Source organism: Type-F symbiont of Plautia stali (genome assembly GCF_059731105.1).
On record NZ_AP035909.1, the window covers coordinates 3,073,479 to 3,097,360 of the forward strand.

19 protein-coding genes are annotated in these 23,882 nt (G+C 58.5%); 4 read left to right on the forward strand and 15 right to left on the reverse strand.

Annotated features, from left to right (window positions below; translation table 11 throughout):
- Positions 1–189 precede the first annotated feature (189 nt).
- Positions 190–1,032: a 3-mercaptopyruvate sulfurtransferase gene (sseA, locus tag AC6I7A_RS14600; RefSeq protein WP_058957400.1), complete on the forward strand. Its 843-nt coding sequence runs from the start codon at positions 190–192 to the stop codon at positions 1,030–1,032.
- A 38-nt stretch (positions 1,033–1,070) separates the two neighbouring features.
- Here sseA and sseB read toward each other — a convergent pair whose 3' ends face one another.
- The 5 genes from sseB to trmJ all read right to left on the reverse strand — a co-directional run bounded on the left by sseB (position 1,071) and on the right by trmJ (position 5,959).
- The gene (sseB, locus tag AC6I7A_RS14605; RefSeq protein WP_009088716.1) at positions 1,071–1,835 is read right to left on the reverse strand and encodes an enhanced serine sensitivity protein SseB; all 765 of its coding nucleotides are present in this window, start codon (positions 1,833–1,835) and stop codon (positions 1,071–1,073) included.
- A gap of 46 nt (positions 1,836–1,881) precedes the next feature.
- Positions 1,882–3,168 (reverse strand): aminopeptidase PepB, encoded by a 1,287-nt coding sequence (gene pepB / locus AC6I7A_RS14610; protein WP_058957399.1) that lies wholly within the window; start codon positions 3,166–3,168, stop codon positions 1,882–1,884.
- Between the two features lie 161 nt (positions 3,169–3,329).
- The gene (locus AC6I7A_RS14615) at positions 3,330–4,490 is read right to left on the reverse strand and encodes an IscS subfamily cysteine desulfurase (protein ID WP_058957398.1); all 1,161 of its coding nucleotides are present in this window, start codon (positions 4,488–4,490) and stop codon (positions 3,330–3,332) included.
- Between the two features lie 88 nt (positions 4,491–4,578).
- Positions 4,579–5,076, reverse strand: coding sequence for a Fe-S cluster assembly transcriptional regulator IscR (gene iscR, locus AC6I7A_RS14620; protein WP_009088710.1), 498 nt, complete (start codon positions 5,074–5,076; stop codon positions 4,579–4,581).
- 145 nt (positions 5,077–5,221) lie between these two features.
- Positions 5,222–5,959 (reverse strand): tRNA (cytosine(32)/uridine(32)-2'-O)-methyltransferase TrmJ, encoded by a 738-nt coding sequence (gene trmJ, locus AC6I7A_RS14625; RefSeq protein ID WP_009088708.1) that lies wholly within the window; start codon positions 5,957–5,959, stop codon positions 5,222–5,224.
- A 132-nt stretch (positions 5,960–6,091) separates the two neighbouring features.
- Between trmJ and suhB the strand changes: the two genes are divergently transcribed.
- Positions 6,092–6,895 carry an inositol-1-monophosphatase gene (suhB, locus tag AC6I7A_RS14630; protein ID WP_009088706.1) on the forward strand — a complete coding sequence of 268 codons (804 nt, stop codon included), beginning with the start codon at positions 6,092–6,094 and terminating at the stop codon, positions 6,893–6,895.
- Between the two features lie 59 nt (positions 6,896–6,954).
- Here the strand turns inward: suhB and AC6I7A_RS14635 are convergent, their stop codons facing one another.
- The 3 genes from AC6I7A_RS14635 to AC6I7A_RS14645 form a co-directional block, all read right to left on the reverse strand.
- Positions 6,955–7,968 carry a TIGR04086 family membrane protein gene (locus AC6I7A_RS14635; RefSeq protein ID WP_046102373.1) on the reverse strand — a complete coding sequence of 338 codons (1,014 nt, stop codon included), beginning with the start codon at positions 7,966–7,968 and terminating at the stop codon, positions 6,955–6,957.
- A 203-nt stretch (positions 7,969–8,171) separates the two neighbouring features.
- Entirely contained in the window at positions 8,172–9,152 is a 981-nt protein-coding gene (locus tag AC6I7A_RS14640; protein WP_058957397.1) for a nickel/cobalt transporter, read from the reverse strand.
- The gene (locus AC6I7A_RS14645; protein WP_009088701.1) at positions 9,143–9,769 is read right to left on the reverse strand and encodes a DUF1007 family protein; all 627 of its coding nucleotides are present in this window, start codon (positions 9,767–9,769) and stop codon (positions 9,143–9,145) included. The genes AC6I7A_RS14640 and AC6I7A_RS14645 overlap by 10 nt, the downstream gene beginning before the upstream one ends.
- Before the next feature lie 155 nt (positions 9,770–9,924).
- Between AC6I7A_RS14645 and csiE the strand changes: the two genes are divergently transcribed.
- Positions 9,925–11,193 (forward strand): stationary phase inducible protein CsiE, encoded by a 1,269-nt coding sequence (gene csiE, locus AC6I7A_RS14650; RefSeq protein ID WP_009088698.1) that lies wholly within the window; start codon positions 9,925–9,927, stop codon positions 11,191–11,193.
- On the opposite strand, the gene AC6I7A_RS14655 is transcribed toward csiE, so the two are convergent.
- Both AC6I7A_RS14655 and glyA read right to left on the reverse strand, forming a co-directional pair.
- Positions 11,175–12,323 (reverse strand): 3-phenylpropionate MFS transporter, encoded by a 1,149-nt coding sequence (locus AC6I7A_RS14655; protein ID WP_058957396.1) that lies wholly within the window; start codon positions 12,321–12,323, stop codon positions 11,175–11,177. The two genes, csiE and AC6I7A_RS14655, sit on opposite strands and share 19 nt — an antisense overlap.
- A gap of 128 nt (positions 12,324–12,451) precedes the next feature.
- A complete protein-coding gene (gene glyA, locus AC6I7A_RS14660; protein ID WP_058957395.1) occupies positions 12,452–13,705 on the reverse strand; it encodes a serine hydroxymethyltransferase in 1,254 nt (417 codons plus the stop codon).
- A 324-nt stretch (positions 13,706–14,029) separates the two neighbouring features.
- On the opposite strand from glyA, the gene hmpA reads away from it, so the two are divergent.
- Positions 14,030–15,214, forward strand: coding sequence for an NO-inducible flavohemoprotein (gene hmpA, locus AC6I7A_RS14665; RefSeq protein ID WP_058957394.1), 1,185 nt, complete (start codon positions 14,030–14,032; stop codon positions 15,212–15,214).
- A 93-nt stretch (positions 15,215–15,307) separates the two neighbouring features.
- Here hmpA and glnB read toward each other — a convergent pair whose 3' ends face one another.
- From glnB to purL, 5 genes are all read right to left on the reverse strand, one after another.
- A complete protein-coding gene (gene glnB, locus AC6I7A_RS14670; RefSeq protein ID WP_003848647.1) occupies positions 15,308–15,646 on the reverse strand; it encodes a nitrogen regulatory protein P-II in 339 nt (112 codons plus the stop codon).
- A 183-nt stretch (positions 15,647–15,829) separates the two neighbouring features.
- Positions 15,830–17,164, reverse strand: coding sequence for a two-component system response regulator GlrR (glrR, locus tag AC6I7A_RS14675; protein ID WP_009088690.1), 1,335 nt, complete (start codon positions 17,162–17,164; stop codon positions 15,830–15,832).
- Positions 17,164–17,832: a two-component system QseEF-associated lipoprotein QseG gene (gene qseG, locus AC6I7A_RS14680; RefSeq protein ID WP_009088688.1), complete on the reverse strand. Its 669-nt coding sequence runs from the start codon at positions 17,830–17,832 to the stop codon at positions 17,164–17,166. The genes glrR and qseG overlap by 1 nt, the downstream gene beginning before the upstream one ends.
- A 3-nt stretch (positions 17,833–17,835) precedes the next feature.
- Positions 17,836–19,263: a sensor histidine kinase gene (locus AC6I7A_RS14685; protein ID WP_009088686.1), complete on the reverse strand. Its 1,428-nt coding sequence runs from the start codon at positions 19,261–19,263 to the stop codon at positions 17,836–17,838.
- A gap of 560 nt (positions 19,264–19,823) precedes the next feature.
- Positions 19,824–23,711, reverse strand: coding sequence for a phosphoribosylformylglycinamidine synthase (gene purL / locus AC6I7A_RS14690; protein ID WP_058958394.1), 3,888 nt, complete (start codon positions 23,709–23,711; stop codon positions 19,824–19,826).
- Positions 23,712–23,882: the final 171 nt, after the last annotated feature.

A 23,882-nucleotide genomic window follows, 5' to 3' on the forward strand; every position in this document is an offset into this window, starting at 1 on the left:
GAGTCGACGCAGAGGCGTCTTCGTTATGATTTTGCCTGAAAAAGCGCCGGTGCTGCGGCCCTGACGGACGATTCCTGAGCAGCACGCCAGGCTTTTTCTCCTCCCCTGCCCCATTTTATTAACGCATCGCTTGAGATGGTCTCCACATTCCCCGACACTGCTATCACAGATTGCTGAGATGAGGTTGTTATGACGACGCCACTGTTTGTGTCCGCCGACTGGTTACAAGAGCACTATGATGATGAGCGGCTTCAGGTTCTGGATGCGCGCATGTTGCCACCCGGCATGGAGGCCGTGCGTGATATTCAGGCTGAATATCTGGCGGGACACTTACCCGACGCCCCTTACTTCGATATCGAAGCGCTGTCCGACCACACCAGCCCCTATCCCCACATGCTGCCGCGCGCCGAACGCTTTGCCGTGGCGATGCGCGAGCTGGGCGTCAGCAGCGATAAACACCTGGTGGTCTATGACGAAGGCAATCTCTTCTCCGCGCCACGCGCCTGGTGGATGCTGAAGACCTTTGGTGTCGCGCAGGTGTCGATCCTGGCGGGCGGACTGCAGGGCTGGAAAGCAGCGGGATTTGCGCTGGAAACCGGCGAGGTCAGCCTGCCGGAAGGTGAGTTTGAGGCTCAGGCGGATGAAAGCCGGGTGAAACGTCTGACGGACGTGCTGCTGATCAGCCATGAAGGCGGCGCACAGATCGTGGATGCACGTGCGGCCAGTCGGTTCAACGCGGAAGTGGACGAGCCGCGTCCCGGATTACATCGCGGGCATATTCCCAACAGTCTGAACGTGCCGTGGAACAGTCTGGTAGAACAGGGAGAACTGAAGCCGGAGGCGGCGCTGCGCCAGCTGTTTGCTGACGCCGGCGTCGATATCAGCAAACCGGTAGTGGCCAGCTGCGGCTCTGGCGTCACGGCGGTGGTGGTAATCCTCGCGCTGACGGCGCTGGGAGCGCGGGATGTCACGCTGTATGACGGCTCCTGGGGTGAATGGGGCAGTCGCGACGACTTACCGATTGCGAAATAAAAAACAGGCGGCCCATGAGCCGCCTGTTTTTAACTGCGTCAGATAATCCGCTCGCTGCCCTTGAAGTCACGCAGGAAACTGCCCCAGCGACGTTCATAAAAGGGCGTGATGTGCGCGGTAAAGAAGTGGCTGATACCCCGGTCCTGCAGGGTAACTTCGCAGATATCAATCGGCGCATCGTCCGGCAGCGTATCCGTTGCCACGCTGCCCGCCGCCTGAATGATTGCCTCAATGTTGCTGTCCGCTTCGATACCAATCAGCAGATTAGGCGCTTCGTCGGCCTGCTCGCGAATGCTGGCAACAAAGGCGCGCCGCACCTCTTTGTGCTTGCTGAACAGCTGCGTCAGCGAGTCGATCATCTGCGCAGGCGGCTCGGCCACCTCAGAGAGCAGCAGGGCGTGCCCGCCTTCCAGCACGGTCTGCTGACTCAGCGCACTGCCCTGCTCCGCCAGCAGATGCGTAATCTCTGCCGGGGTAAACTCTTTGCCGGAAGGGAGTTTTGGATTGAGAAACAGCGTTTCGCCGCGCGTAATCTCAAACAGCGTCCGCACCGGCAGACGCAGCCAGGCCTGTTCACCCGTGACGGCTTCGCTCATCGCCTGTTCCGACGTGAAAAAAGGAATGATGCTGCTGCCATCCTCTTTTTCCCAGTGCTGCAGATCAACCGGCGTACTGGCATCGAGCTGTGGCTGGGTGCTTTCACCCGGTACCCAGACATCGGACTCCAGCAGCAGTTGAAAAAATTCGGGCCGATGGGCTGGCTCAGTTGCGGCCAGCTTCAGCACCTCTTCAAGACGGTTCATAGTTGCTCTCTGCATCGCGGTGGCATCGGCCACCGCTGGGGTCAGCTTATTTCAGTAACAGGTTGGCGATAGTGCGCACGCCCAGGCCGGTTGCGCCTGCGGCCCACTGATCGACCGCGCCTTTGCGATAGGTCGCAGAGCAGTCAATATGCAGCCAGCCCTGCTGATAGTGGCTGACGAAGTGGGACAGGAACGCTGCCGCGCTGCTGGCACCCGCCGCATGGGAAGGACTGGCGATATTGTTAAGGTCGGCGAAGTTAGACGGCAGGTGACTGCGATGGAATTCTGCCAGCGGCAGACGCCAGAAAGGTTCATTCTCGCTCACCGCGCTGCCCATCAGCGACTGCGCCATCACGTCGTCAAAGGTAAACAGCGCATGGTAATCGTTACCCAGCGCCGTTTTGGCTGCGCCGGTCAGGGTGGCAGCGTCGATCAGCAGCGTCGGATTCTGTTCGCTGGCATCGATCAGGCCGTCGGCCAGAACCAGACGTCCTTCCGCATCGGTGTTCATCACTTCCACCGATTTACCGTTGCGATAGCGAATGATATCGCCCAGTTTAAAGGCGTTGCTGCTGACCATGTTGTCGGCACAGCAGAGGTAGAGTTTGACGCGCTTGTTAAGTCCACGGGAAATCGCCAGCGCCAGCGCGCCGGTGACAGTCGCCGCTCCGCCCATATCTGACTTCATCGAATCCATGAAGCTGCTCTGCTTCAGGCTGTAGCCGCCGGTATCAAAGGTGATGCCTTTACCGACCAGACAGGCATAGACCGGCGCACTCTCATCACCGGTCGGGTTGTAATCCAGCGCCAGGAAGACCGGCGGGCGATTCGAGCCACGTCCTACGGTGTGCAGGCCCATGTAGCCCTGTTCGCGCAGATCGTCACCTTTGGTGATGCGATAGCTGACGGCGCTGCCGCCCACTTCACTGATCAGATCGATCGCCATGTGTGCCAGCTGTTCCGGCCCCAGATCTTCTGCAGGCAGGTTGATGACGTTGCGGACCCAGTCGATCGCTTTCAGACGACGGTCAAACTCCGCCTGCTCATGTTCGCCCAGCGCCGGCCACTCCACCTGACGCTGCACTTTCGGGCCACGGAAGCCCTGCCAGAATGCCCAGCACTGCTCAAGATGCCAGCCTTCGCCGGTGAGCGCCACGTGGCGGATCCCTTGGCTGTCGATTTTGTGCGCCGCACGCTGAATGGTATTCAGCGCATCCGCGCCGGTCAGATGCAGCGTCATGCCGCTGTCGTTGCTGCTGAGAATCGCTTTTTCGCCCCAGCGCGCATCGGCGGGCTGGCTGCTAAGCGTGATGTTCATCGGTTGTGTGGTCATCGAAAAGCTCCATAATCGTTATCTGTTTCATCCAGCCTGATTGTTATAACGGCTTTAATAAGATGTTAAATGCAATCCGCAGACAGACCTGATAACAGATTCCGTCGGGTGATGCCAGCGAAGTGCAATGACAGGTGCCGTTTCCGGATTCTGACCGGGTGTCAGGATTTCATTAATGCCCGCAGACGCGTCACGGATTTCTGCACCAGCGCGATGGCATAGTCGATCTCTTCATCGGTGGTGAAGCGTCCCAGCGAAAAGCGCAGCGAACTGTGCGCCAGCTCTTCACTCAGCCCCAGCGCCCGCAGAACATAGGAAGGCTCCAGGCTGGCGGAGGTACAGGCCGAGCCGGAAGAGAGCGCCAGATCTTTCAGCGCCATGATCAATGACTCACCCTCAACGTCAGCGAAACTGACGTTGAGAATATTGGGCGCGCTCTGCTGAGGATGGCCGTTAAGGGTCACGCCCGGCAGGGTGCTGATGCCCTGCCACAGACGCTCACGCAGCGCCTGCAGACGCGCCATCTCGGTTTCGCGCTCTTCAGCTGCGATGCGAAAGGCTTCCCCCATCCCGACAATCTGATGAACCGGCAGGGTGCCGGATCGCATACCGCGCTCGTGCCCGCCCCCATGGATCTGGGCGGCGATCTGCACGCGCGGTTTCCGCCGCACATAGAGCGCGCCGATGCCTTTCGGGCCATAGAGTTTGTGAGCAGAAAAGGACATCAGATCCACCGGCAGCACGCCGAGATCGACAGGCAGCTTGCCGACGCTCTGGGTCGCATCCACATGAAACAGAATCTCACGTTCGCGGCAGAGTTCACCAAAGGCGGCGATATCCTGAACCACGCCGGTTTCATTATTGACGTGCATCAGGGTGACCAGAATGGTGTCGTCGCGCAGCGCCGCCCGCAGCTGGTCAGGGGAGATAATGCCGTCAGTGCCTGGCGTAAGCCAGGTGACCTCAAAGCCTTCACGTTCCAGCTGCTGACAGCTGTCGAGTACCGCTTTGTGTTCGGTCCGGCTGGTGATGATATGTTTGCCGCGCGCCTGATGGGCGTGGGCCGCACCTTTGATCGCGAGGTTGTCAGATTCGGTGGCGCCTGAGGTAAAGACGATTTCACGCGGATCGGCATTGACCAGTTCGGCGATCTGATTACGCGCAACATCGACCGCTTCTTCAGACTGCCAGCCAAAACGGTGCGATCGCGAGGCCGGGTTACCGAACGTGCCATCCAGCGTCAGAAACTGCATCATTTTGCTGGCTACACGCGGATCGGCCGGCGTGGTGGCGGCGTAATCCAGGTAAATCGGTAATTTCATTGCGCTACAGCTCCGTATAAAAAATCATACGTCTTTATAGCAGATTCGGCCCTGACCGCGTTAGCAGTAAGGGCCGCAACAGGGGGGATTACGAGGCGCGCTGATTGATGTTGATTTCCTGAGTACGCGGGCTCTGGAAGCGGCGATTATCAATCGCATTCTGCCGGTCGGCGACATCCAGGATCTCCTGATTGTTCACCAGCTCAGCCAGCGTGATGTTATTCAGGAAGTCACTGATGCGCACACTCAGGTCGCGCCACAGTACGTGGGTCAGGCAACGTTCGCCGCCCTGGCAGCCCTCTTTCCCCTGGCACTTCGTTGCATCAACAGACTCATCTACAGCGGTGATCACTTCACCGACAGAGATGGTATTGGACGCTTTGCCCAGCAGATAACCGCCGCCCGGTCCCCGGACGCTGGAGACCAGATCGTTTTTGCGCAGCCGCGAGAATAACTGCTCCAGATAGGAGAGCGAAATGCCCTGACGCTCTGAAATATCAGCCAGCGGGACCGGGCCTTCATGGGAGTGAAGGGCAACGTCCAGCATTGCGGTAACGGCATAACGTCCTTTGGATGTCAGTCTCATAGCATACGACCTCAATAGCGTCCGGTTATCGGAGGATTAGCAACAGATGCTCTGAAGTCTGACATTCCCGAGTAAATTGGTCAACTATTTAACCTGGTAAAACACTCAACTATTTAACCTGGTAATTCAGTCAACTATTAACCTGTTATTTTTTATCGCTTTTTGGCTTTTCAAAGGAGGAAAGCATGCCGCGCAGAATGTTGAGTTCATCGCGTTCCGGACGCGCGCGGGTATAAAGACGGCGCAGTTTGCTCATCACCTGACCAGGATTGGCTTCACGGATAAAGCCGCTGTTCAGCATCATCTGTTCCATATGCTGATAGAAGCGCTCCAGGTCGTCGACCAGCGGATAAGGCGATTCTTCATACTTCGGTGCCGGGCTGGCCTGCTCCTGCGACTGTAACCATGCCATGCGCACTTCATAGGCGATAATCTGCACCGCCATCGCCAGATTCAGCGAGCTGTACTCCGGATTAGCCTGAATCGCGACGTGATAATGACACTTCTGCAACTCTTCGTTGGTCAGGCCGACGCGCTCACGCCCAAAGACCAGCGCGACCGGTGCCTGCTGGCCCTCTTCCACACTTTTCACGCCGCACTCACGCGCATCCAGCATTGGCCATGGCAGTGAGCGGGACCGTGCGCTGGTGCCCACGACCAGGCTGCAGCCGGCGATCGCCTCATCCAGCGAGTCGACGATTTTCGCGTCGCCGATAACGTCGCTGGCACCCGCCGCGAGTGAGATGGCCTGTGAGTCGGGCTTGACCAGCGGATTCACCAGATAGAGGTTGGTTAAGCCCATGGTTTTCATGGCGCGCGCAACGGAGCCCATGTTACCGGTGTGAGAGGTCTCAACCAGAACGATACGAATATTTTGCAGCATGATTAGGGATACTCAGAAACGGGTCAGTAAAATCAGTGGGGAGAATCCTAACATAAAGCAGGACATTTACCGAACACACTGCTATACTCCGCGCCGTTTTCCCCGTTCTTTAACATCCAGCGAGAGATACCGATGCATCCAATGCTCAACATTGCCGTGCGCGCAGCGCGCAAGGCCGGAAATTTAATTGCCAAATATTATGAAACCCCGGACGCCGTCGAAGCCAGCCAGAAAGGCAGCAACGACTTCGTAACCAATGTTGACCGTGAAGCAGAACGCCTGATTATCGAAATCATTCGTAAATCTTACCCGAAACACACCATCATCACCGAAGAAAGCGGTGAGCTGGCGGGCGAAGATCAGGACGTTCAATGGGTTATCGATCCGCTGGATGGCACCTCAAACTTCATCAAACGTCTGCCCCACTTCGCTGTCTCTATCGCTGTGCGCATCAAAGGCCGCACTGAAGTCGCGGTCGTTTACGATCCGATGCGCAATGAGCTCTTCACCTCTTCACGCGGTCAGGGCGCCCAGCTGAACGGCTATCGTCTGCGCGGCAGCATTGCCCGCGATCTGGATGGCACCGTGCTGGCAACCGGCTTCCCGTTCAAGATGAAGCAGCATGCACCGGCTTACATGAACATCCTGACCAAACTCTTTACGCAGTGCGCCGATTTCCGCCGCACCGGTTCAGCTGCGCTGGATCTGGCCTACGTGGCCGCCGGTCGCGTGGACGGTTACTTTGAAATCGGCCTGAAGCCGTGGGACTTTGCGGCGGGAGAACTGCTGGTTCGTGAAGCGGGCGGTCTGGTGACAGACTTCACCGGTAACCATGGCTATATGCACTCCGGTAATATCGTTGCCGGTAACCCGCGCGTGGTGAAAGCGATGCTCTCCTCCATGCGTGATGAGCTGAGCGAAGCGTTAAAACGCTAAGTCTCAGACAGAAAAAAGGCGGCTTCTCAGCCGCCTTTTTTATTGCCTGTTACAGGGGATTAGCGACGTTCGTGCGCCAGCACCTGACGAGGCTGAGTGCGACGACCCACCATACCCATCACACCCGCCAGCACGGCTTCGATGATCAGCAGAATCAGGGCATACCAGCTCGCTTTTGCAGTGGCGGCGGCCGCTTTTTCGCCGGCTTCACGCGCTTTCTGCTCAGCCTGCTGTTTCAGTTCCTGATACTTCTGAACGGCCTGCTGATAGCTCTGCTCGGTTTTGGCAACGATCTGATCCACTTCCTCATCGCTTTTACCGGTACGCGCCTTGATAATATTTTTCAGCGCATCACGGTCAGCGGCCTGCAGCGTATCAGAATGACGATCCATCACACCTTTTAACCAGTTAGCCAGATCGGTATCGGCCGTCTGCGGATGGTTTGCGGTATTGTTCGCCTGATTCTCTGCATTCTGCGCTTCGTTATTCGCATCCTGTTTTAAATTCTCTGGCTGTAATTCCGGCTTACCGGTCTGACGCAGCGTGGTTTCCAGTTCGCTCTGCAGGTTATCCAGATTAATATTATTTTCCTGCAGCTTCTCTTTTGCCATTTGCGTTACCGAAGGTGCCGCTGCGGAAATACCATTACCCAGCGCCTGGAAGCCGGAGCCTACAATATTCATCGCGCCGCCTAATACACTGGAAGCCAGCGTAACTGCCAGGTAAATAGTGAAAATTGTGCTAAGGCCAAACATCAGTAAACCGTGCATGGCGCCTTCGCGCTGCGCCAGACGTCCTGCCACATAGCTACCCGCCGCAATGGCAACCAGCATCTCAATCGCCGTCCAGACCAGTGCGCCCGTACCAAGGCCATCCAGAGGATTCTGTTCTTTCATCGGATCAATGGTGGTGGCACCGATCGCCGTTCCCAGCAGCGTCAGAATGATGTGAACGATAAGCGCGCAGATAACACCGGCAAATACGGCGCTCCAGGAAATACGCTTTAACGGTAATCCTGCGGGCCCGGTCGCCAGCGTTTCGGTATAACCATTATTAATACGGGTATCAGCCATGAAATATACTCCTCGCAAAAAAGAAAGCTGCTTTGATCTTTTATCATCCCGACGGCGACGTGCCGATTTGGTATTAACAGCGTAGACAGGAAATAGTCACTTCTCCACTAAAGCGGCGTGAGAAAATAATAAAGATGTGAATTTAAAGCGGATTAGCGAAGAGAAGAACGCAGCGGCTATTTTATTCCCGCTGCGTTTTTAATTCAGAAAGGGCGGATACCACCGCCCAGCGTCAGCTGGGCTGATTGCCACAGGGCGAGACCCGCGACGATTAAAATCAGACTGCCGGTCAGGGTCAGCAGCGGGATAAGCAGCCGCGCGCTGCCCGCCGTTTCGCGGGGCTGCGCCAGCCGTTGCGCCACCGAGCGCGCCTGCTGAACCAGCACGCCTATGGCGGAAATGGTGAGGGCCGTGCCGAGCGCCATCACCGCAGCCGAGAGCACGCCCCAGCCATAAACGCCGATCACTTTGGCAAACAGCAGCATCATGATCGCGCCGGAACAGGGGCGTAATCCCATCGACACCACGACCAGCAGCTGAGTTTTCAGGCTGACACTTCCCTGCATCTGCTGCGGTGTTGGCAGGTGCGCATGTCCGCATCCACACTGCGCATCATGCTGATGATGGGGCTGGAAGGCGCGAAACAGCGGCGCAGGCCGGGGACGCAAAGCCCGCCACAGGGCACGCAGCGCCCGATAGCCCATCAGCACACCCAGACCGATCACCAGCAGATAGCTGCCCTTCTCCAGCCAGAAACTGCTGAGGTGCAGCTGCCGCGACGAGGTTTGCAGTATGACCAGCATCACCGTCACCAGCCCGATAGCCACCGAGCCCTGCAATAGTGAGGCGAGCAGCGTCAGCCTGATACTAATTTTCACTCTGGCAGGATGGGTCGCCAGAAAGGTGGCGATCACCACTTTTCCGTGGCCCGGCCCCAGCGCATGCAGCACGCCATACAGCAGGCTGAAAATCACCAGCGACAGACCCGCCTGATGGGGTTGCTCAGCCACCTGCTGCAACAGTTGCGTCATCTGCCGGTGCAGATCTTTCTGCCACAACACGCTCTGCAGCAGAATCTGTGACCAGTAGATCCAGACCAGCAGTCCGCCGCTCAGCAGCAGCGCCGCCATCAGCCAGAGTGGCCAGAGCCGCGATCCCCGCCCCGGTGTGGACATTACTGACATGTCAGCCCCACCGTCTGAGCAAACTGGCGGCCCAGATCCATCTCCTCTGCGGGGGCATCGGCTTTATCCAGCGACAGCGCATACTGCTTCAGCGAATCATTGGGTTTCGGCGTCGTCAGGGTAAAGCGGCAGCGCCCCTGCAGTGCAGGCGGCAGCGTTAAGGCGCCGGGATTGTCATAGAACATATCGACGAAGTAAGTGGGATCGAAGGTCAGGATCTCAAAGTGCTGTCCGGTCAGCGTCGGCGGCTCCGCCAGCGGCAGAATAAATTCGAGCACCGCCTTGTGGCCATTGCGTGACAGATTATATTCCGTTGGCAGATTCAAAAACTTTACCCGCTGTTTGTTATGCCAGACTTCAGAAAAGTAGTGCTGGCCAAGAACGTTCGCCATCACGCCCGCCGCCAGCTTTTTCCACACCACGCTGCCCGGTCTGGCGTCGCCTGCATCATAAAGCAGATCGGCGGAGGTGATTTCATCCATGGTCCAGGTCATCTTTAAACCGGTAAAGGTGTCACCCTGTGCCACCAGCGCGGTTTTCATGTCGATGAAACTGTGAGGGTGAGCCACGACAGCCGGACTTAGTGCCATCAGTAAGGTTAAAAGTGCGCGTTTCATAATGTTATAAAGTAACGTTCCCGATGAAAAGAATCTATAAGTAACAAAATTTTGTGACCCGCCTTAAACCTCCGGCAAATAAACTGCGCAAAGCGCACAGGCGCTGACGCGGTTGACTATTCTTAGCTCAAAATAGCCTGCTGGAAATCTGATTGATGAGTTCTGCTACCCCTTTGGCACCACTCTTCACCCGTTCACAGCGTCAGTGCCACCTTTTATTGCTGCTGTTTCTGCCATCATCCGCGCTCACACTTGAGAAAGTCTGCCAGCTTAATGGCGTCGATCCTGCCGTTGCCCGACAGGATATCGCGGATGTCGGTCATGAGATACAGCGATATCACCAGCTGGAATTGCACCAGATGGTGGACGGCAGTTTTCGTCTTCATGGCACAGAGCTGAATCGGCGACTCTGTCTGCTGCACAACCTGCGGCGCAGTCTGCGTCTGTCGCAGGAGTTTGTCTGCGCGCATTTTGCCGCCCCGCTGCGCCAGCGCCTGAAGGTGATGAAGATTGAGAAAGCATTGTGGGATGAGACCAATCTGCAGGCACTGATCCAGCACTGCGGCCTGCGCCTGAAGCGGGATTTCAGCGAGCGTGACCGCCTTTTTCTGCAGATTTTTATGAAATATGGCTTATGCGAGCGCCAGCCGGTGCTGTTCAGTGAGGCGCAGCGTCACTGGCTGCTGCATAAGGCAGAGCGGCAGGCCGCCGAGGATGTGATTCACCACTGGCGCAAACGCTGCCACCTGGCCCCGCCGATCAGCGAAGCGGATTTCTGGACGCTGCTCTTCAGCCAGATCCATACGCCGCTGACCCATGCCATTCATCATCCTGCCGAGCAGCAGTTAATGACGGCGACGCAGCAGTTGATCAATGACTTCGAACAGTGCGCCGGTGTTACCTTTGCTGACCGCGACGGATTGCTGAACCAGCTCTACCCGCATCTGGCCCAGGCGCTGGAGCGCACCCACTTCCATATCGGTATCGACAACAGCGTCGCGCTGGATGTCAGCCGCCTCTATCCCCGTCTGCTGCGCACCACCCAGCAGGCCTTACAGCCGTTTGAACAGCATTACAGCGTCGCTTTTACGCCGGAAGAGGTGAGTTTAATGACCATTATTTTCGGTGCCTGGCTGATGCAGGAGAGTGCCTTGCAGGAGAAGCAGGTGCTGATTCTGACGGGGGATGATACGCAGCTGGAGCAGGATGTGGAGCAGCAGATCCGCGAGATCACGCTGCTGCCGATCAATATTACCTATCAGGATATCAGACAGTTTCAGCAGGAGGGCGCACCGCGTGATGTGGATATCATCATCTCGCCCTACCCTACTTCGCTGCCTCTCTTCTCGCCGCCGCTGGTGCACGCTGAACTGCCGCTGACGTTACACCATCAGCAGCGTATTCGTTATTTACTGGAGTCGTAGCCGGGACGAAGGAACAGGGCGGGCAGCGCCACCAGCGCCATGACCCAGAAAAGGTGGCCCTGCAGATGGGTAAACAGCACGCCACAGATCATGGTCATTACCGCAATCCCGCCGCCCATTGCCAGAGCGGAGTAGAGCGACTGCAGGCGGATCACTTCGGCTCCCTGCCGCGCCGCAATAAAGCGCATCGCCGCCAGATGACAGACGGTGAAGCTGCCACAGTGGAGGATCTGCGCCACAATCAGCAGCGGCAGTGCGGTGGTGGCTCCCATCAGGCTCCAGCGGATTAGCGCGCAGATGCCTGAAAGCAGCAGCAGATCCCGGGCGCTCCAGCGACGGAACAGGCGGTTGCTCAGGGCAAAGACCACGACTTCCGCCACCACGCCCAGCGACCAGAGATAGCCCACCGTCGAGGCGGAGTAGCCACTCTCCTGCCACCAGATAGCACTGAAGCCGTAATAGGCGGCGTGCGCGCCCTGCAGCAGCGTCACGCAGAGCATGAACCGCCAGACGGCGTTCTCACGCAGCAGCGCCCGCCACGCCTGCCAGCCCCCACCTGCGGCGCCCTGACGCTCATCGCCCTGTGGCTGCGTGACGGGGGTCAGCATCATGCCGGCCAGCATACTGACCGCGCCCAGCGACAGCAGCAGCAGAATCGCCTGGGAGGTCCAGGCGCTGACCAGCACACCGGTTAACGCCGAGCTGAGCACAAAGGCCAGCGATCCCCACAGTCGCACCGGTCCATAAGCCAGACCAATCTGCCGTGTCCAGGTGGCGGCCAGCGCATCGCTGAGCGGCACCAGCGGGGAGAAAAAGAGGTTGAAGCCAATCATCACCGCCATCAGCCACATCCACTGCTCACCCACCCAGAATCCGATGATGAACAGGCAGGTCATCAGGGCCAGCAGCCGCAGCGCCGTAATCAGCCGGGCAGGATTTCTGACCTGAGACGCGATAAGCAGGCTGCCGACAAAGCGCGCCACCATGCCACAGCCCAGCAGCAGGCCGATTTTTTCTGCATCCAGACCGGTGCCTTTCAGCCACACGCCCCAGAATGGCAGGTAGATGCCGTAACAGAAGAAGTAAGTGAAGTAGCCCAGTCCGAGCCATCTGGCGGAGCCGATTGCCATATTCCCTCCAGCAGGTTTGCTGCCTTGCAGCACAGGTGGGCGCTACTCTGGCAGAGCGCCACCAGACAGGCAATAAAAAAGGATGGCAGATGCCATCCTTTTTGTGGTGTCTTACAACAGGTTAGCGATTAAGCGTAGACCGGCAGACGACCGCAGATTTCCAGCACTTTCTGCTTCGTGCGCTCAATGGTCGCTTCGTCATTGACGTTGTCCAGCACGTCCGCGATCCAGCCTGCCAGTTCACGCACGTCTGCTTCTTTAAAGCCACGACGCGTGACGGCCGGGGTACCGATACGGATACCCGAGGTGACAAACGGGCTCTTCGGATCGTTTGGCACGCTGTTTTTGTTGACGGTGATGTTGGCACGGCCCAGTGCGGCATCCGCTTCTTTACCGGTCATGTTTTTGCTCACCAGATCGATCAGGAACAGATGGTTATGGGTTCCGCCAGAGACGATGTCGTAACCGCGCTCAATCAGCACCTCTACCATCGCTTTGGCGTTTTTTGCCACCTGCTGCTGGTAGGTTTTGAACTCCGGCTCCATCGCCTCTTTGAAGGCTACCGCTTTACCGGCGATAACGTGCATCAGAGGACCACCCTGACCGCCCGGGAAGACCGCAGAGTTCAGCTTTTTGTAGAAATCTTCGTCGCCGTTTTTCGCCAGAATGATGCCGCCACGCGGACCCGCCAGGGTTTTGTGGGTGGTGGAGGTGACGATATGCGCATGTGGAATCGGGCTCGGATAGACCTCAGCCGCGACCAGACCGGCAACGTGCGCCATGTCGACGAACAGCCAGGCACCGACGCTGTCGGCGATTTCACGCATTTTTGCCCAGTCGCAGACGCCGGAGTAGGCAGAGAAGCCGCCCACGATCATTTTTGGCTTGTGGGTCTGCGCCAGTTCAGCCAGCTCGTCATAGTCGATTTTACCGGTTTCATCGATGCCGTAAGCAACCACGTTATAGAGTTTGCCGGAGAGGTTAACCGGTGAGCCGTGAGTCAGGTGTCCACCGTGCGCCAGGTTCATCCCAAGGATGGTGTCGCCCGGCTGCAGCAGCGCGGTGTAGACGGCGAAGTTTGCCTGTGAACCGGAGTGAGGCTGCACGTTAGCATAGTCGGCACCAAACAGCGCTTTTGCGCGATCGATCGCCAGCTGCTCAACGATATCAACGTATTCACAACCGCCGTAGTAGCGTTTACCCGGATAGCCTTCAGCGTATTTGTTGGTGAGCTGAGAACCCTGCGCCTGCATAACACGCGGGCTGGTGTAGTTTTCAGAAGCAATCAGTTCAATGTGCTCTTCCTGACGCACTTTCTCCTGCTCCATCGCCTGCCACAACTCGGCATCATAATCGGCAATGTTCATATCACGCTTTAACATCCGGATCTCCTGACTCAGCTAACTTTCTGACGGTATTTGCCCCCTCTGGGAGCGAAGGCCAACAGTGTAAACCGTTTTAACAGGTGAAGGTAGGGTGAACCGCCTCTTTTTACGCAAACGATTGGCTGACGGGTGGCACTGCTTTTTTACACCTTTTCTCCCCTCTCCGGCCCGCCGAATCCGCGTCTGATAACAGGCGCTTTTTTCCAAATGCACGTAAAAGTTGCCACCGGCAGTTGGTGAAAACTGACCGGCTGCTTTACAGCAGAAGCGAGACGGCATTAAGATGCATTTAAAATGCAACTTTAGAATGAGGTCACTGATATGCTTGATGCACAGACAATCGCCGCTGTTAAATCGACCCTCCCTGCCGTCGCCGCCTGCGGTCCGAAGCTGACCGCGCACTTTTACGAACGCATGCTGACCCGCCACCCGGAGCTGAAAAACGTCTTCAACATGAACAATCAGCGCAACGGTGCTCAGCGCGAAGCCCTGTTTAACGCTATCTGCGCCTATGGCGCGAATCTGGAGAATCTGGCCGTGCTGCTGCCCGCCGTAGAGAAGATTGCGCAGAAGCACACCAGCCTGAATATTCAGCCTGCGCAGTACGCTATCGTCGGGGAGAATCTGCTGGCAACGCTGCGCGAGTTGCTGAACCCGGGTGAAGAGGCGCTGGCCGCGTGGGGACGGGCCTATGGCGTGCTGGCGGATCTGTTCATTCAGCGTGAGGAAGAGATTTATCAGGCGACAGAGAACCAGCGCGGTGGCTGGCGCGGCACCCGTGCGTTTCGCATCAGCGCGATTGCACAGCAGAGCGAGGTGATCAAAAGCTTTACCCTGACGCCGGTTGGCGGAGGGCCGGTAGCGGCCTTTAAACCGGGTCAGTATCTGACCGTTCATCTGCAGCCCGCCTGTTTCGACCATCGTCAGATCCGTCAGTATTCGCTTACTCACCTCAGCAACGGCAGAGATTACCGTATCGCGGTGAAACGTGAAGCCGCGGGCAGCGTCTCCGGCTGGCTGCATCAGCATGCCTGCGAAGGTGATGTGCTGCAGCTGACTGCGCCGCACGGGGATTTCTTCCTTGAGGTGACGCCTGCTACGCCGGTGGCGCTGATCTCCGCGGGCGTGGGTCAGACGCCGATGCTGGCGATGCTGCATGCGCTGGCCGCCGGTCATCATCGCGCGCCGGTCAGCTGGCTGCACGCGGCAGAGAACGGCAGACAGCATGCGTTCCGCAATGAAGTGGCCGCGACAGGCGCACAGCTGGCCGATTTCACCCACCGGGTCTGGTATCGCGAGCCCGCAGCTGAGGATGCCGGGCACTATGATGCTCAGGGCGTGATGGATCTCACCGCTCTCTCTGCACGCCTGGCCTCACCCGCCACCCACTTCTATCTCTGCGGTCCGCTGGCTTTTATGGAGCACGTGGTGGCGCAGCTGCGGGATGCCGGCGTGGCAGACACTCGCATTCATTACGAGCTCTTTGGCCCGCATAAAGGCATGTAATAAGCGTGAAAAAGCCCGCAGCGCGGGCTTAATCTGTTGAACGATGCAGGGTAATGCTGGCAGCAGCAGATACACGCAAGGCGCAGGAGGGCATCAGATTGCCTCTTCATCCTCTTCGCCGGTACGGATTCGCACCACGCGCGCAACGTCAAAGACAAAGATTTTACCGTCACCGATTTTGCCGGTCTGCGCCGTGCGCATAATGGTCTCGACGCAGGTATCAACGATATCGTCGCCCACCACCATCTCGATCTTCACTTTCGGCAAAAAGTCGACCATATACTCTGCGCCGCGATACAGCTCGGTGTGCCCTTTCTGGCGACCAAAGCCTTTAACCTCACTCACGGTCATCCCGGTGATGCCCACTTCCGCTAAGGCTTCACGAACATCATCGAGCTTGAATGGTTTGATAATCGCATCAATCTTTTTCATGTCAGACCCTTTTTCACTCCCTCCATGGTCAGAGGGTTTATCAAGTATAAATGTTGCTGGCGCTGTCGGGCGCTAATATCCGGGATTCTTCAGGTTGCCGCAAGCGCTGTCAGCGCCGTGAGCATGCCCGGCAACGATCCGCGCCTCAGCAGGCAACCTGCCGCTCGCCCGTCTCAGCCTGCCCTACTCTTTGAAATCACTGGCATCCAGCTCATGACGGGAGAGCAGCTTATAGAACTCCGTGCGGTTGCGTCCAGCCAGTCGCGCGGCATTGGTCACGTTGCCCTTCGTCATCTGCAGCAGCTTACGCAGATAGTTCAGCTCAAACTGATTGCGCGCCTCGGCAAAGGTGGGCAGCGCACTATTTTCTCCGCTTAACGCCTGCTCCACCAGAGCATCGCTGATGACCGGCGATGAACTCAGCGCCACGCACTGCTCAATCACGTTAACCAGCTGACGCACGTTGCCAGGCCAGCTGGCGGCCATCAGACGCTTCATCGCATCGACTGAAAAACTGCGCACCTGCGGTTTATGGCGTTCCGCAGCCTGACGCAGCAGATGATTAGCCAGCAGCGGAATATCTTCGGTGCGCTCATGCAGCGCCGGAATTTTCAGGTTCACCACATTGAGACGATAGAAGAGATCCTCGCGAAACTCCTTTTTCTCCATCGCCTTCGGCAGATCGCGGTGGGTGGCGGAGATAATGCGCACGTCGATCTCGCTGTCATGATCGCTGCCCAGCGGCCTGACCTTACGCTCCTGCAACACCCGCAGCAGCTTGACCTGCAAGGGTTGCGGCATGTCTCCAATCTCATCCAGGAAAAGCGTGCCGCCGCCCGCGGTTTTGAACAGCCCTTCGCGGGCGCTGACCGCGCCGGTAAAGGCACCTTTGGCGTGACCGAACAGCTCCGACTCCAGCAGCTGCTCCGGCAGCGCGCCGCAGTTAATGGCGACAAACGGCTTGCCGTTGCGCGGGCTGGCGGCGTGGATCGCCTGCGCCAGCATCTCTTTACCGGTGCCGCTCTGTCCGTTGATCAGCACGCTGACGTCCGACTGCGCCACCATATGGGCCTGCTCCAGCAGCCTTAACATCAGCGGGCTGCGGGTCACAATCGCCTCCCGCCAGCGATCATCACTGACCGGTGCCTGCTGGGCCAGCGCCTCATCAATCGCTTTATAGAGCGCATCGCGATCGACCGGTTTGGTCAGGAAGCTGAACACCCCCTGCTGTGTAGCGGAAACCGCATCCGGAATCGACCCATGTGCGGTCAGGATAATCACCGGCAGACCGGTATGGCGTTTCTGAATCTCGCCAAACAGCGCCAGGCCATCCATTTCATCCATGCGCAGATCGCTGATCACCAGCTCAATCTTCTCTTTCTGCAGCAGGCGCAGCGCCTCTGGTCCACTGGCTGCGGTGGTGACCTGATAGCCTTCGCTGCTCAGACGCATGCCCAGCAGCTTCAGCAGGCTGGGATCGTCATCCACCAGCAGCAGTTTTGCCGCTTGTCTGACCATTATTGCTCCTCATCCTGCGGCAGCGCGGTGCCGTGGCCATTTTCAGAGACATCCGGGGCTTTGCGCGAGGAGAGCTGACGCTCAATGTCCGTCAGCCGCTCCAGCTTATGCTGGGTATCGCTGAGCTGCTGCTGCTGTTTAACCATCTGCTGGCGGAGCGTCTCCTGCTGAAGGTCGCTGCTCTGTTGCAGATGCGCATAGCGGGTGCGCGCTTCGCTCAGGTCAAGCTGCGCGGTCTGGTTACTGCGCCACAGCTGAATCAGCGGGCGCACGGACGGCGGAAAATCACTGTTGTAGCGATCCAGGGTTGCCACATAGTCACGGCGCTCTACGGGGGTCACGTTGCCATTGGCCATCAGCACGCCCTGCTTGAACGCGCGCGACCAGCTCTCTGCCGGCCAGCGGTGGGCTTCGGCTCTCGCTTCGGCGGGAGAGAGGCGTTCCGCGCAGTCAATCGCCCGCATCCAGTAGAGGGGATTGCTCAGCGCCGCGCTCTTCTCTATCGGCCACAGATCGTTACAGCGGGTCGCCAGGTAGTCAGCGACCGTTACTTCCGGTTCCGCCACCTGATGACCAGACGGCAGTGAAGAGGTGGCCGGTGCGGTGGTGCATCCGCTGAGCAGCAGCGTCGCCAGCGTGCTCAGCAGCAAAGCGGGTAAATATTTCATCAGTCAGACGTTCCCGGCTGTGGTGTTCAGTTCAATTCGAAAACAGACATCCGCCTGTTCACAGGCAACCAGCGTCAGGTCGCCCTGCATCCGGCGCAGGCAATCTTTGGCAATGCTCAGACCCAGCCCGCTGCCCTTGACCGGCCCTTTACGCTGCTGGCTGCCCTGATAGAACGGCTCAAAAATCATGGCCTGCTCCTCCGGCGGGATCGGCGTGCCGCTGTTGGCGACATCAATCCAGATCCGATCCCCCTGCTGCTGACTGCGCAGCCAGATGGTACCGGATTCGCTGCCGTAGTTCACGGCGTTCGAGTAGAGGTTATCGATGACCCGCACCAGAAGCGTGGGTTCAGCAAGACAGTGGCTGACTTTGAGGTCGACTACCGTCTGCATCATTCTGGCATGGGCCGAGAGTGCATGCGCGTTCACCACCGACCCGACCGCATCCACTACGCTGACCGGCTCCAGCCGAATCGGGCCATCGGCCAGTTTGCGGTTGTAATCAAGCAGCTGTTCAATCAGGCGCTGCAGATGGCGACTGCTGCCGTCGAGGATAGCGACCACCTCTTTCTGATCGGCATTCAGCGAGCCAGCCACCTCATCCGCCAGCAGTTCCGTGCCTTCGCGCAGGCTGGCCAGCGGCGTTTTCAGTTCGTGAGAGATATGGCGCAGAAATTCATGGCGCTGCGTTTCCAGCCAGGCCAGCCGTTCGCTCAGCCAGACGATGCGCTGTCCCAGCGACCGCAGCTCGCGCGGGCCACGAAACTTCACGCTATTCCCCAGCTCCCGCCCTTCCCCCAGCCGGTTGATCATCCGCTCGATACGCTTAACCGGCCCGATAATCATGCCGGTGAACAGCGTCATCAGCGCGAGGCTGATGATAAACAGAATCAGCGCCTGCCAGCCGAAAAACTGGCCGCGATCGGCAATTTCGCGCTGCAGCTGTAAGCCGCGCGCAAACACCACTTCACGTGTGTCCTGTACCATCTGCGCGTTGGTGGCTGAAAAGCGATCCAGCGCCTCTGCGGCAACCGGCACCGGATTGCCGTTGTCACATTTCAGTGGCGTCAGCAGCGGCAGGGTGGCCTGCAGCGTCTGAAAGACGGGCAGTTCCGGCAGGCTGGCGCTGTGCGAACTCAGCATCTGACTGTAGCGGGTGTGCTGGGTCTGATAGAGGCGGGCCAGTGAGGCATCGTCCAGCACGCAATACTGACGATAACTTCGCTCCAGCTCCACCGCCGTGCGCGCCATCGCCTCACTGCGGCGAACATCGGTAAACGTATTGCGGTTGGTGTCAGCGGCCTGCTCGCTTAGCGCAGAGAGACTTTCCCACGCCTGCCAGGCCAGCACCAGTAAAGGCAGCAACACCAGCACGAAAGCCATCAGCACCAGCTGACGCAGAGAACGGGGAAATAAACGCCATTTTTTCACGCGGCCGCTTCCTTAAAAGAGTGCTGACAGGATGCTAGCGGACTCTGCTGACGGAAGAAAGAGGAAGAAAAGAAAACGGCAGGCTCAGTGGCCTGCCGTGGACACGACGCGCAATGCCTCGTGTAAGAATGGGTGGAGCCTTACTCAACGTTACGTCCGGTGTTTGATAACGCAAGCGATTATCGGTCAGTTGGACGGCAGGCTCCGTTTGGTGCGTCATTCGGGCTTTATGAGCTCTTTTCCGCCAGGCGGGGCAATCATAAACAGGTGAATGAGCAGCTGCAGGATTATAGCAAGTTCCGTGCCAGAAAATAAATGATTATATTTTTCAGCATATTGCCTGCCCTGGCCCGCCTCCCCGTGCGAAAAGTCTGAGGATGACAGGGGCGGAGTGTCGTCCGAAAGCGACATAAAATCACCCCTGTTCAGCAATCTAATAAAATCAGCAGGATAGATGTCGCCAGAAAGCGACACCACACTTACCGCTCTGTCACCTTTTGCCAACAGGGGGCAAAAAAAGAGGAGGCCCGGAGGCCTCCTCTATATTACAGCGGATGAGATTAACCCAGCTGTCTGCGCGCGTTGCGGAAAATACGCATCCAAGGGCTGTCTTCGCCCCACTCTGCCGGATGCCAGGAGTTGCTGACGGTACGGAATACGCGCTCCGGATGCGGCATCATGATGGTGACGCGACCACTTTCGTTCGTCACGGCCGTGATACCGTTTGGCGAGCCGTTCGGGTTAGCCGGATAGGTTTCTGTCACCTTACCGAAGTTATCCACGAAGCGCAGCGCCACCAGACCTTTCGATTCCAGCGCGGCCAGATGCGCCGCATCACGCACCTCAACGAAGCCTTCACCGTGGGAAACCGCGATAGGCATGTGCGAGCCGGCCATGCCGTCCAGCAGCAGTGACGGACTGGCGGCCACTTCGACCAGGCTAAAACGGGCTTCGAAGCGCTCAGACTGGTTACGCACAAAGCGCGGCCAGAGATCGCTGCCCGGGATCAGCTCACGCAGATTCGACATCATCTGGCATCCGTTACAGACACCCAGCGCCAGGGTCTGCGGACGGTGGAAGAAGGTTTCGAACTCATCACGCACGCGCGGGTTGAACAGAATCGATTTCGCCCAGCCCTCGCCCGCGCCCAGCACGTCACCGTAGGAGAAGCCACCACAGGCAACCAGCGCCTGGAACTCTTCCAGACCGCGACGACCGGCCAGCAGGTCGCTCATGTGCACATCAATGGCGGTGAATCCGGCACGGTCGAAAGCCGCAGCCATTTCCACATGGGAGTTGACCCCCTGCTCACGCAGCACGGCGACCCGTGGACGCGCACCCGTGGCGATCATCGGTGCCGCCACATCTTCCTGCGGATCGAAGGTCAGATTAACGTTCAGGCCTGGATCGCTGTCGTTTTTCTTCGCCTCATGCTCCTGATCGGCGCACGCCGGGTTGTCACGCAGGCGCTGCATCTGCCAGGTGGTTTCTGCCCACCAGGTCCGCAGCGTGGTCCGGCTTTCGCTGTAGACGGCGCTCTCGCCGGCACGGATCACGAAGCGATCGCCCGGTTGCGCGCTGCCCAGCAGATGCGTTGAGGCAGCAAGGCCGTGATCGGCAAGGATCTGCTCCACCGCAGCACGATCGGCGGCGTTAATCTGGATCACGGCGCCCAGCTCTTCGGTAAACAGTGCGGCCAGCGCATCGTTACCCAGCGCGGCGATGTCAACGTCGATGCCGCAGTGACCGGCAAAGGCCATCTCGGCCAGGGTCACCAGCAGGCCTCCGTCTGAGCGGTCGTGGTAGGCCAGCAGTTTCTGCTCAGCCACCAGCGCCTGAATGGCGTTAAAGAAGCCCGCCAGCTGTGTGGCATCGCGCACGTCCGCAGGCTTGTCGCCAAGCTGACGATAGACCTGAGACAGCGCGGTTGCGCCGAGGGTGTTTGCCCCATTGCCAAGATCGATCAGCAGCAGCAGGTTATCCCGGTCGGCCTGCAACTGCGGCGTAACGGTGCGGCGCACATCTTCGACCCGGGCAAACGCGGTAATTACCAGCGACAGCGGAGAGGTCATCTCACGCTGTTCGGTGCCTTCCTGCCAGCGGGTTTTCATCGACATCGAATCTTTACCGACCGGGATAGTGATCCCCAGCGCCGGACAGAGCTCTTCGCCGACCGCTTTCACCGCCGCATATAAACCGGCATCTTCACCCGGATGACCGGCTGCAGACATCCAGTTTGCCGAAAGCTTCACGCGCTTCAGCGAGCCAATCTGGGTTGCCGCCAGGTTGGTCAGCGCTTCACCCACGGCCAGGCGGCCCGAGGCGGCGAAGTCGAGCAGTGCAACCGGCGAACGTTCGCCGAGGGCAAAGGCTTCACCATGATAGCTGTCGAGGCTGGCGGTGGTCACGGCACAGTTGGCGACCGGGATCTGCCACGGGCCGACCATCTGATCGCGCGCCACCATGCCGGTCACGCTGCGGTCACCGATGGTGATCAGGAAGGTTTTTTCCGCCACGGCTGGCAGATGCAGGACACGATTGACCGCATCAACCAGGGTAATGCCGTCACGCTGCAGCGCGTTGCCCTGCGCCTGCTGCGTTACCACATCCCGCGTCATCTTCGGCGTTTTACCGAGCAGAACGTCAAGCGGCATGTCGATCGGCTTATTATTGAAATGCGAATCTTCCAGGCTCAGGTGCAGCTCTTCGGTCGCTTCACCAATCACCGCGAATGGAGCGCGTTCGCGCTGGCAGATCGCTTCAAACTGCGCCAGCTGATCCGGGGCCACGGCCATCACATAACGTTCCTGTGATTCGTTGCACCACACTTCCAGCGGGCTCATACCCGGCTCATCGCTCAGGATGTCACGCAGATTAAAGCGGCCGCCGCGGCCGCCGTCGCTGACCAGCTCTGGCATCGCATTGGAGAGGCCACCCGCGCCCACGTCGTGGATAAACAGAATCGGGTTCTCATCGCCCAGCTGCCAGCAGCGGTCGATCACTTCCTGGCAGCGGCGCTCCATCTCCGGGTTATCGCGCTGAACGGAGGCGAAGTCGAGGTCAGCATCAGACTGGCCCGAGGCCATTGATGACGCGGCACCGCCGCCCAGACCGATGTTCATGGCCGGGCCGCCCAGCACCACCAGTTTGGCACCGACGCTGATTTCGCCTTTCTGTACATGGTCGGCACGGATATTACCGATGCCGCCTGCCAGCATAATCGGCTTGTGATAGCCGCGCAGTTCGGTGCCGTTGTGGCTGGTGACCTGCTCTTCGTAGGTACGGAAGTAGCCATTCAGAGCCGGACGACCAAATTCGTTGTTAAAGGCCGCCCCGCCCAGAGGGCCGTCGGTCATGATCTCCAGCGCGCTGACGATGCGAGCCGGTTTACCGAAGTCCTCTTCCCACGGCTGCTCAAAGCCCGGGATGCGCAGGTTAGAAACGGAGAAGCCGACCAGGCCCGCTTTCGGCTTGGAGCCGCGTCCGGTTGCGCCTTCATCACGGATTTCGCCACCGGAACCGGTTGCGGCGCCTGGCCATGGTGAGATGGCCGTCGGGTGGTTGTGTGTTTCCACCTTCATCAGGATGTGCGCCGCTTCCTGATGCCAGCGGTATTCGCTCTCTCCGGCGTCAGCGAAGAAGCGGCCCACTTCGGAACCTTCCATCACGGCGGCGTTATCTTTATACGCAGAGAGCACGTAGTCCGGCGTCTGCTCCATCGTGTTTTTGATCATCTTAAACAGCGACTTTGGCTGTTTTTCGCCGTCGATAATCCAGTCGGCGTTGAAGATCTTATGACGGCAGTGCTCAGAGTTCGCCTGAGCAAACATATAGAGTTCGATGTCGTTGGGGTTGCGCCCCAGCGCGGTAAAGGCCGTCACCAGGTAGTCGATTTCATCATCCGCCAGCGCCAGACCCAGCGTGGTGTTCGCCTGAACCAGCGCCTGACGGCCCTCACCCAGCAGATCGACACTCTTCACCGGCTGCGGCGTATGGTGCGCGAATAATTGCTCAGCCTGCGCCAGATCGCTGAAGACCGTTTCCATCATCCGGTCATGCAGCAGTGTGCTCAGCGCCTGCCACTGCGTTTCGGTCAGCTGCGGGGCCTGCACATAAAAGGCCAGGCCGCGTTCGAGGCGGCGAACCTGCGGCAGGCCGCAGTTGTGGGCGATGTCGGTGGCTTTGGATGACCAGGGCGAAATCGTACCGGGACGCGGGGTCACCAGCAGCAGACGGCCCTGCGGGGCATGTTCAGCAAGAGAGGGACCATATTTCAGCAGGCGCTGCAGACGGCTCTGTTCGTCTGCGCTTAACGGCGTGCTGACATCAGCAAAATGGATGTACTCGGCGTAAATATCACTCACCGGCAGATGAGCGTCCTGAAAGCGGGTCAGCAGTTTGTTTACACGAAATGCCGACAGGGCGGGCGAACCACGCAGAATTTCCATTACATAAGTCTCTCGTCAGGGCGCCGGGCGACGCTTGATTGGGCGCAACAGGGAAAACGGGGCGTATTATAGAGAAAGCGCCTTCGCGACGAAACCGTTTGCGCACAATTTTTGGCGACACGGATTTGCCTGAAATTTGCGCAAAAGCTGCTATAAAAGTTGCTCAGCGTC

Excerpts from the sequence above, each read along its gene's own strand:
- AC6I7A_RS14655 (WP_058957396.1), bottom strand. The coding sequence starts at position 12,323 with ATGGCAATCGGCTCCGCCAGATGGCTCGGACTGGGCTACTTCACTTAC.
- purL (WP_058958394.1), bottom strand. The coding sequence starts at position 23,711 with ATGGAAATTCTGCGTGGTTCGCCCGCCCTGTCGGCATTTCGTGTAAAC.
- sseA (WP_058957400.1), top strand. The coding sequence starts at position 190 with ATGACGACGCCACTGTTTGTGTCCGCCGACTGGTTACAAGAGCACTAT.
- qseG (WP_009088688.1), bottom strand. The coding sequence starts at position 17,832 with ATGAAATATTTACCCGCTTTGCTGCTGAGCACGCTGGCGACGCTGCTG.
- AC6I7A_RS14635 (WP_046102373.1), bottom strand. The coding sequence starts at position 7,968 with ATGGCTGATACCCGTATTAATAATGGTTATACCGAAACGCTGGCGACC.
- glyA (WP_058957395.1), bottom strand. The coding sequence starts at position 13,705 with ATGTTAAAGCGTGATATGAACATTGCCGATTATGATGCCGAGTTGTGG.
- hmpA (WP_058957394.1), top strand. The coding sequence starts at position 14,030 with ATGCTTGATGCACAGACAATCGCCGCTGTTAAATCGACCCTCCCTGCC.
- AC6I7A_RS14640 (WP_058957397.1), bottom strand. The coding sequence starts at position 9,152 with ATGTCAGTAATGTCCACACCGGGGCGGGGATCGCGGCTCTGGCCACTC.
- glrR (WP_009088690.1), bottom strand. The coding sequence starts at position 17,164 with ATGGTCAGACAAGCGGCAAAACTGCTGCTGGTGGATGACGATCCCAGC.
- iscR (WP_009088710.1), bottom strand. The coding sequence starts at position 5,076 with ATGAGACTGACATCCAAAGGACGTTATGCCGTTACCGCAATGCTGGAC.
- suhB (WP_009088706.1), top strand. The coding sequence starts at position 6,092 with ATGCATCCAATGCTCAACATTGCCGTGCGCGCAGCGCGCAAGGCCGGA.
- glnB (WP_003848647.1), bottom strand. The coding sequence starts at position 15,646 with ATGAAAAAGATTGATGCGATTATCAAACCATTCAAGCTCGATGATGTT.
- csiE (WP_009088698.1), top strand. The coding sequence starts at position 9,925 with ATGAGTTCTGCTACCCCTTTGGCACCACTCTTCACCCGTTCACAGCGT.
- trmJ (WP_009088708.1), bottom strand. The coding sequence starts at position 5,959 with ATGCTGCAAAATATTCGTATCGTTCTGGTTGAGACCTCTCACACCGGT.
- AC6I7A_RS14645 (WP_009088701.1), bottom strand. The coding sequence starts at position 9,769 with ATGAAACGCGCACTTTTAACCTTACTGATGGCACTAAGTCCGGCTGTC.
- pepB (WP_058957399.1), bottom strand. The coding sequence starts at position 3,168 with ATGACCACACAACCGATGAACATCACGCTTAGCAGCCAGCCCGCCGAT.
- AC6I7A_RS14615 (WP_058957398.1), bottom strand. The coding sequence starts at position 4,490 with ATGAAATTACCGATTTACCTGGATTACGCCGCCACCACGCCGGCCGAT.
- sseB (WP_009088716.1), bottom strand. The coding sequence starts at position 1,835 with ATGAACCGTCTTGAAGAGGTGCTGAAGCTGGCCGCAACTGAGCCAGCC.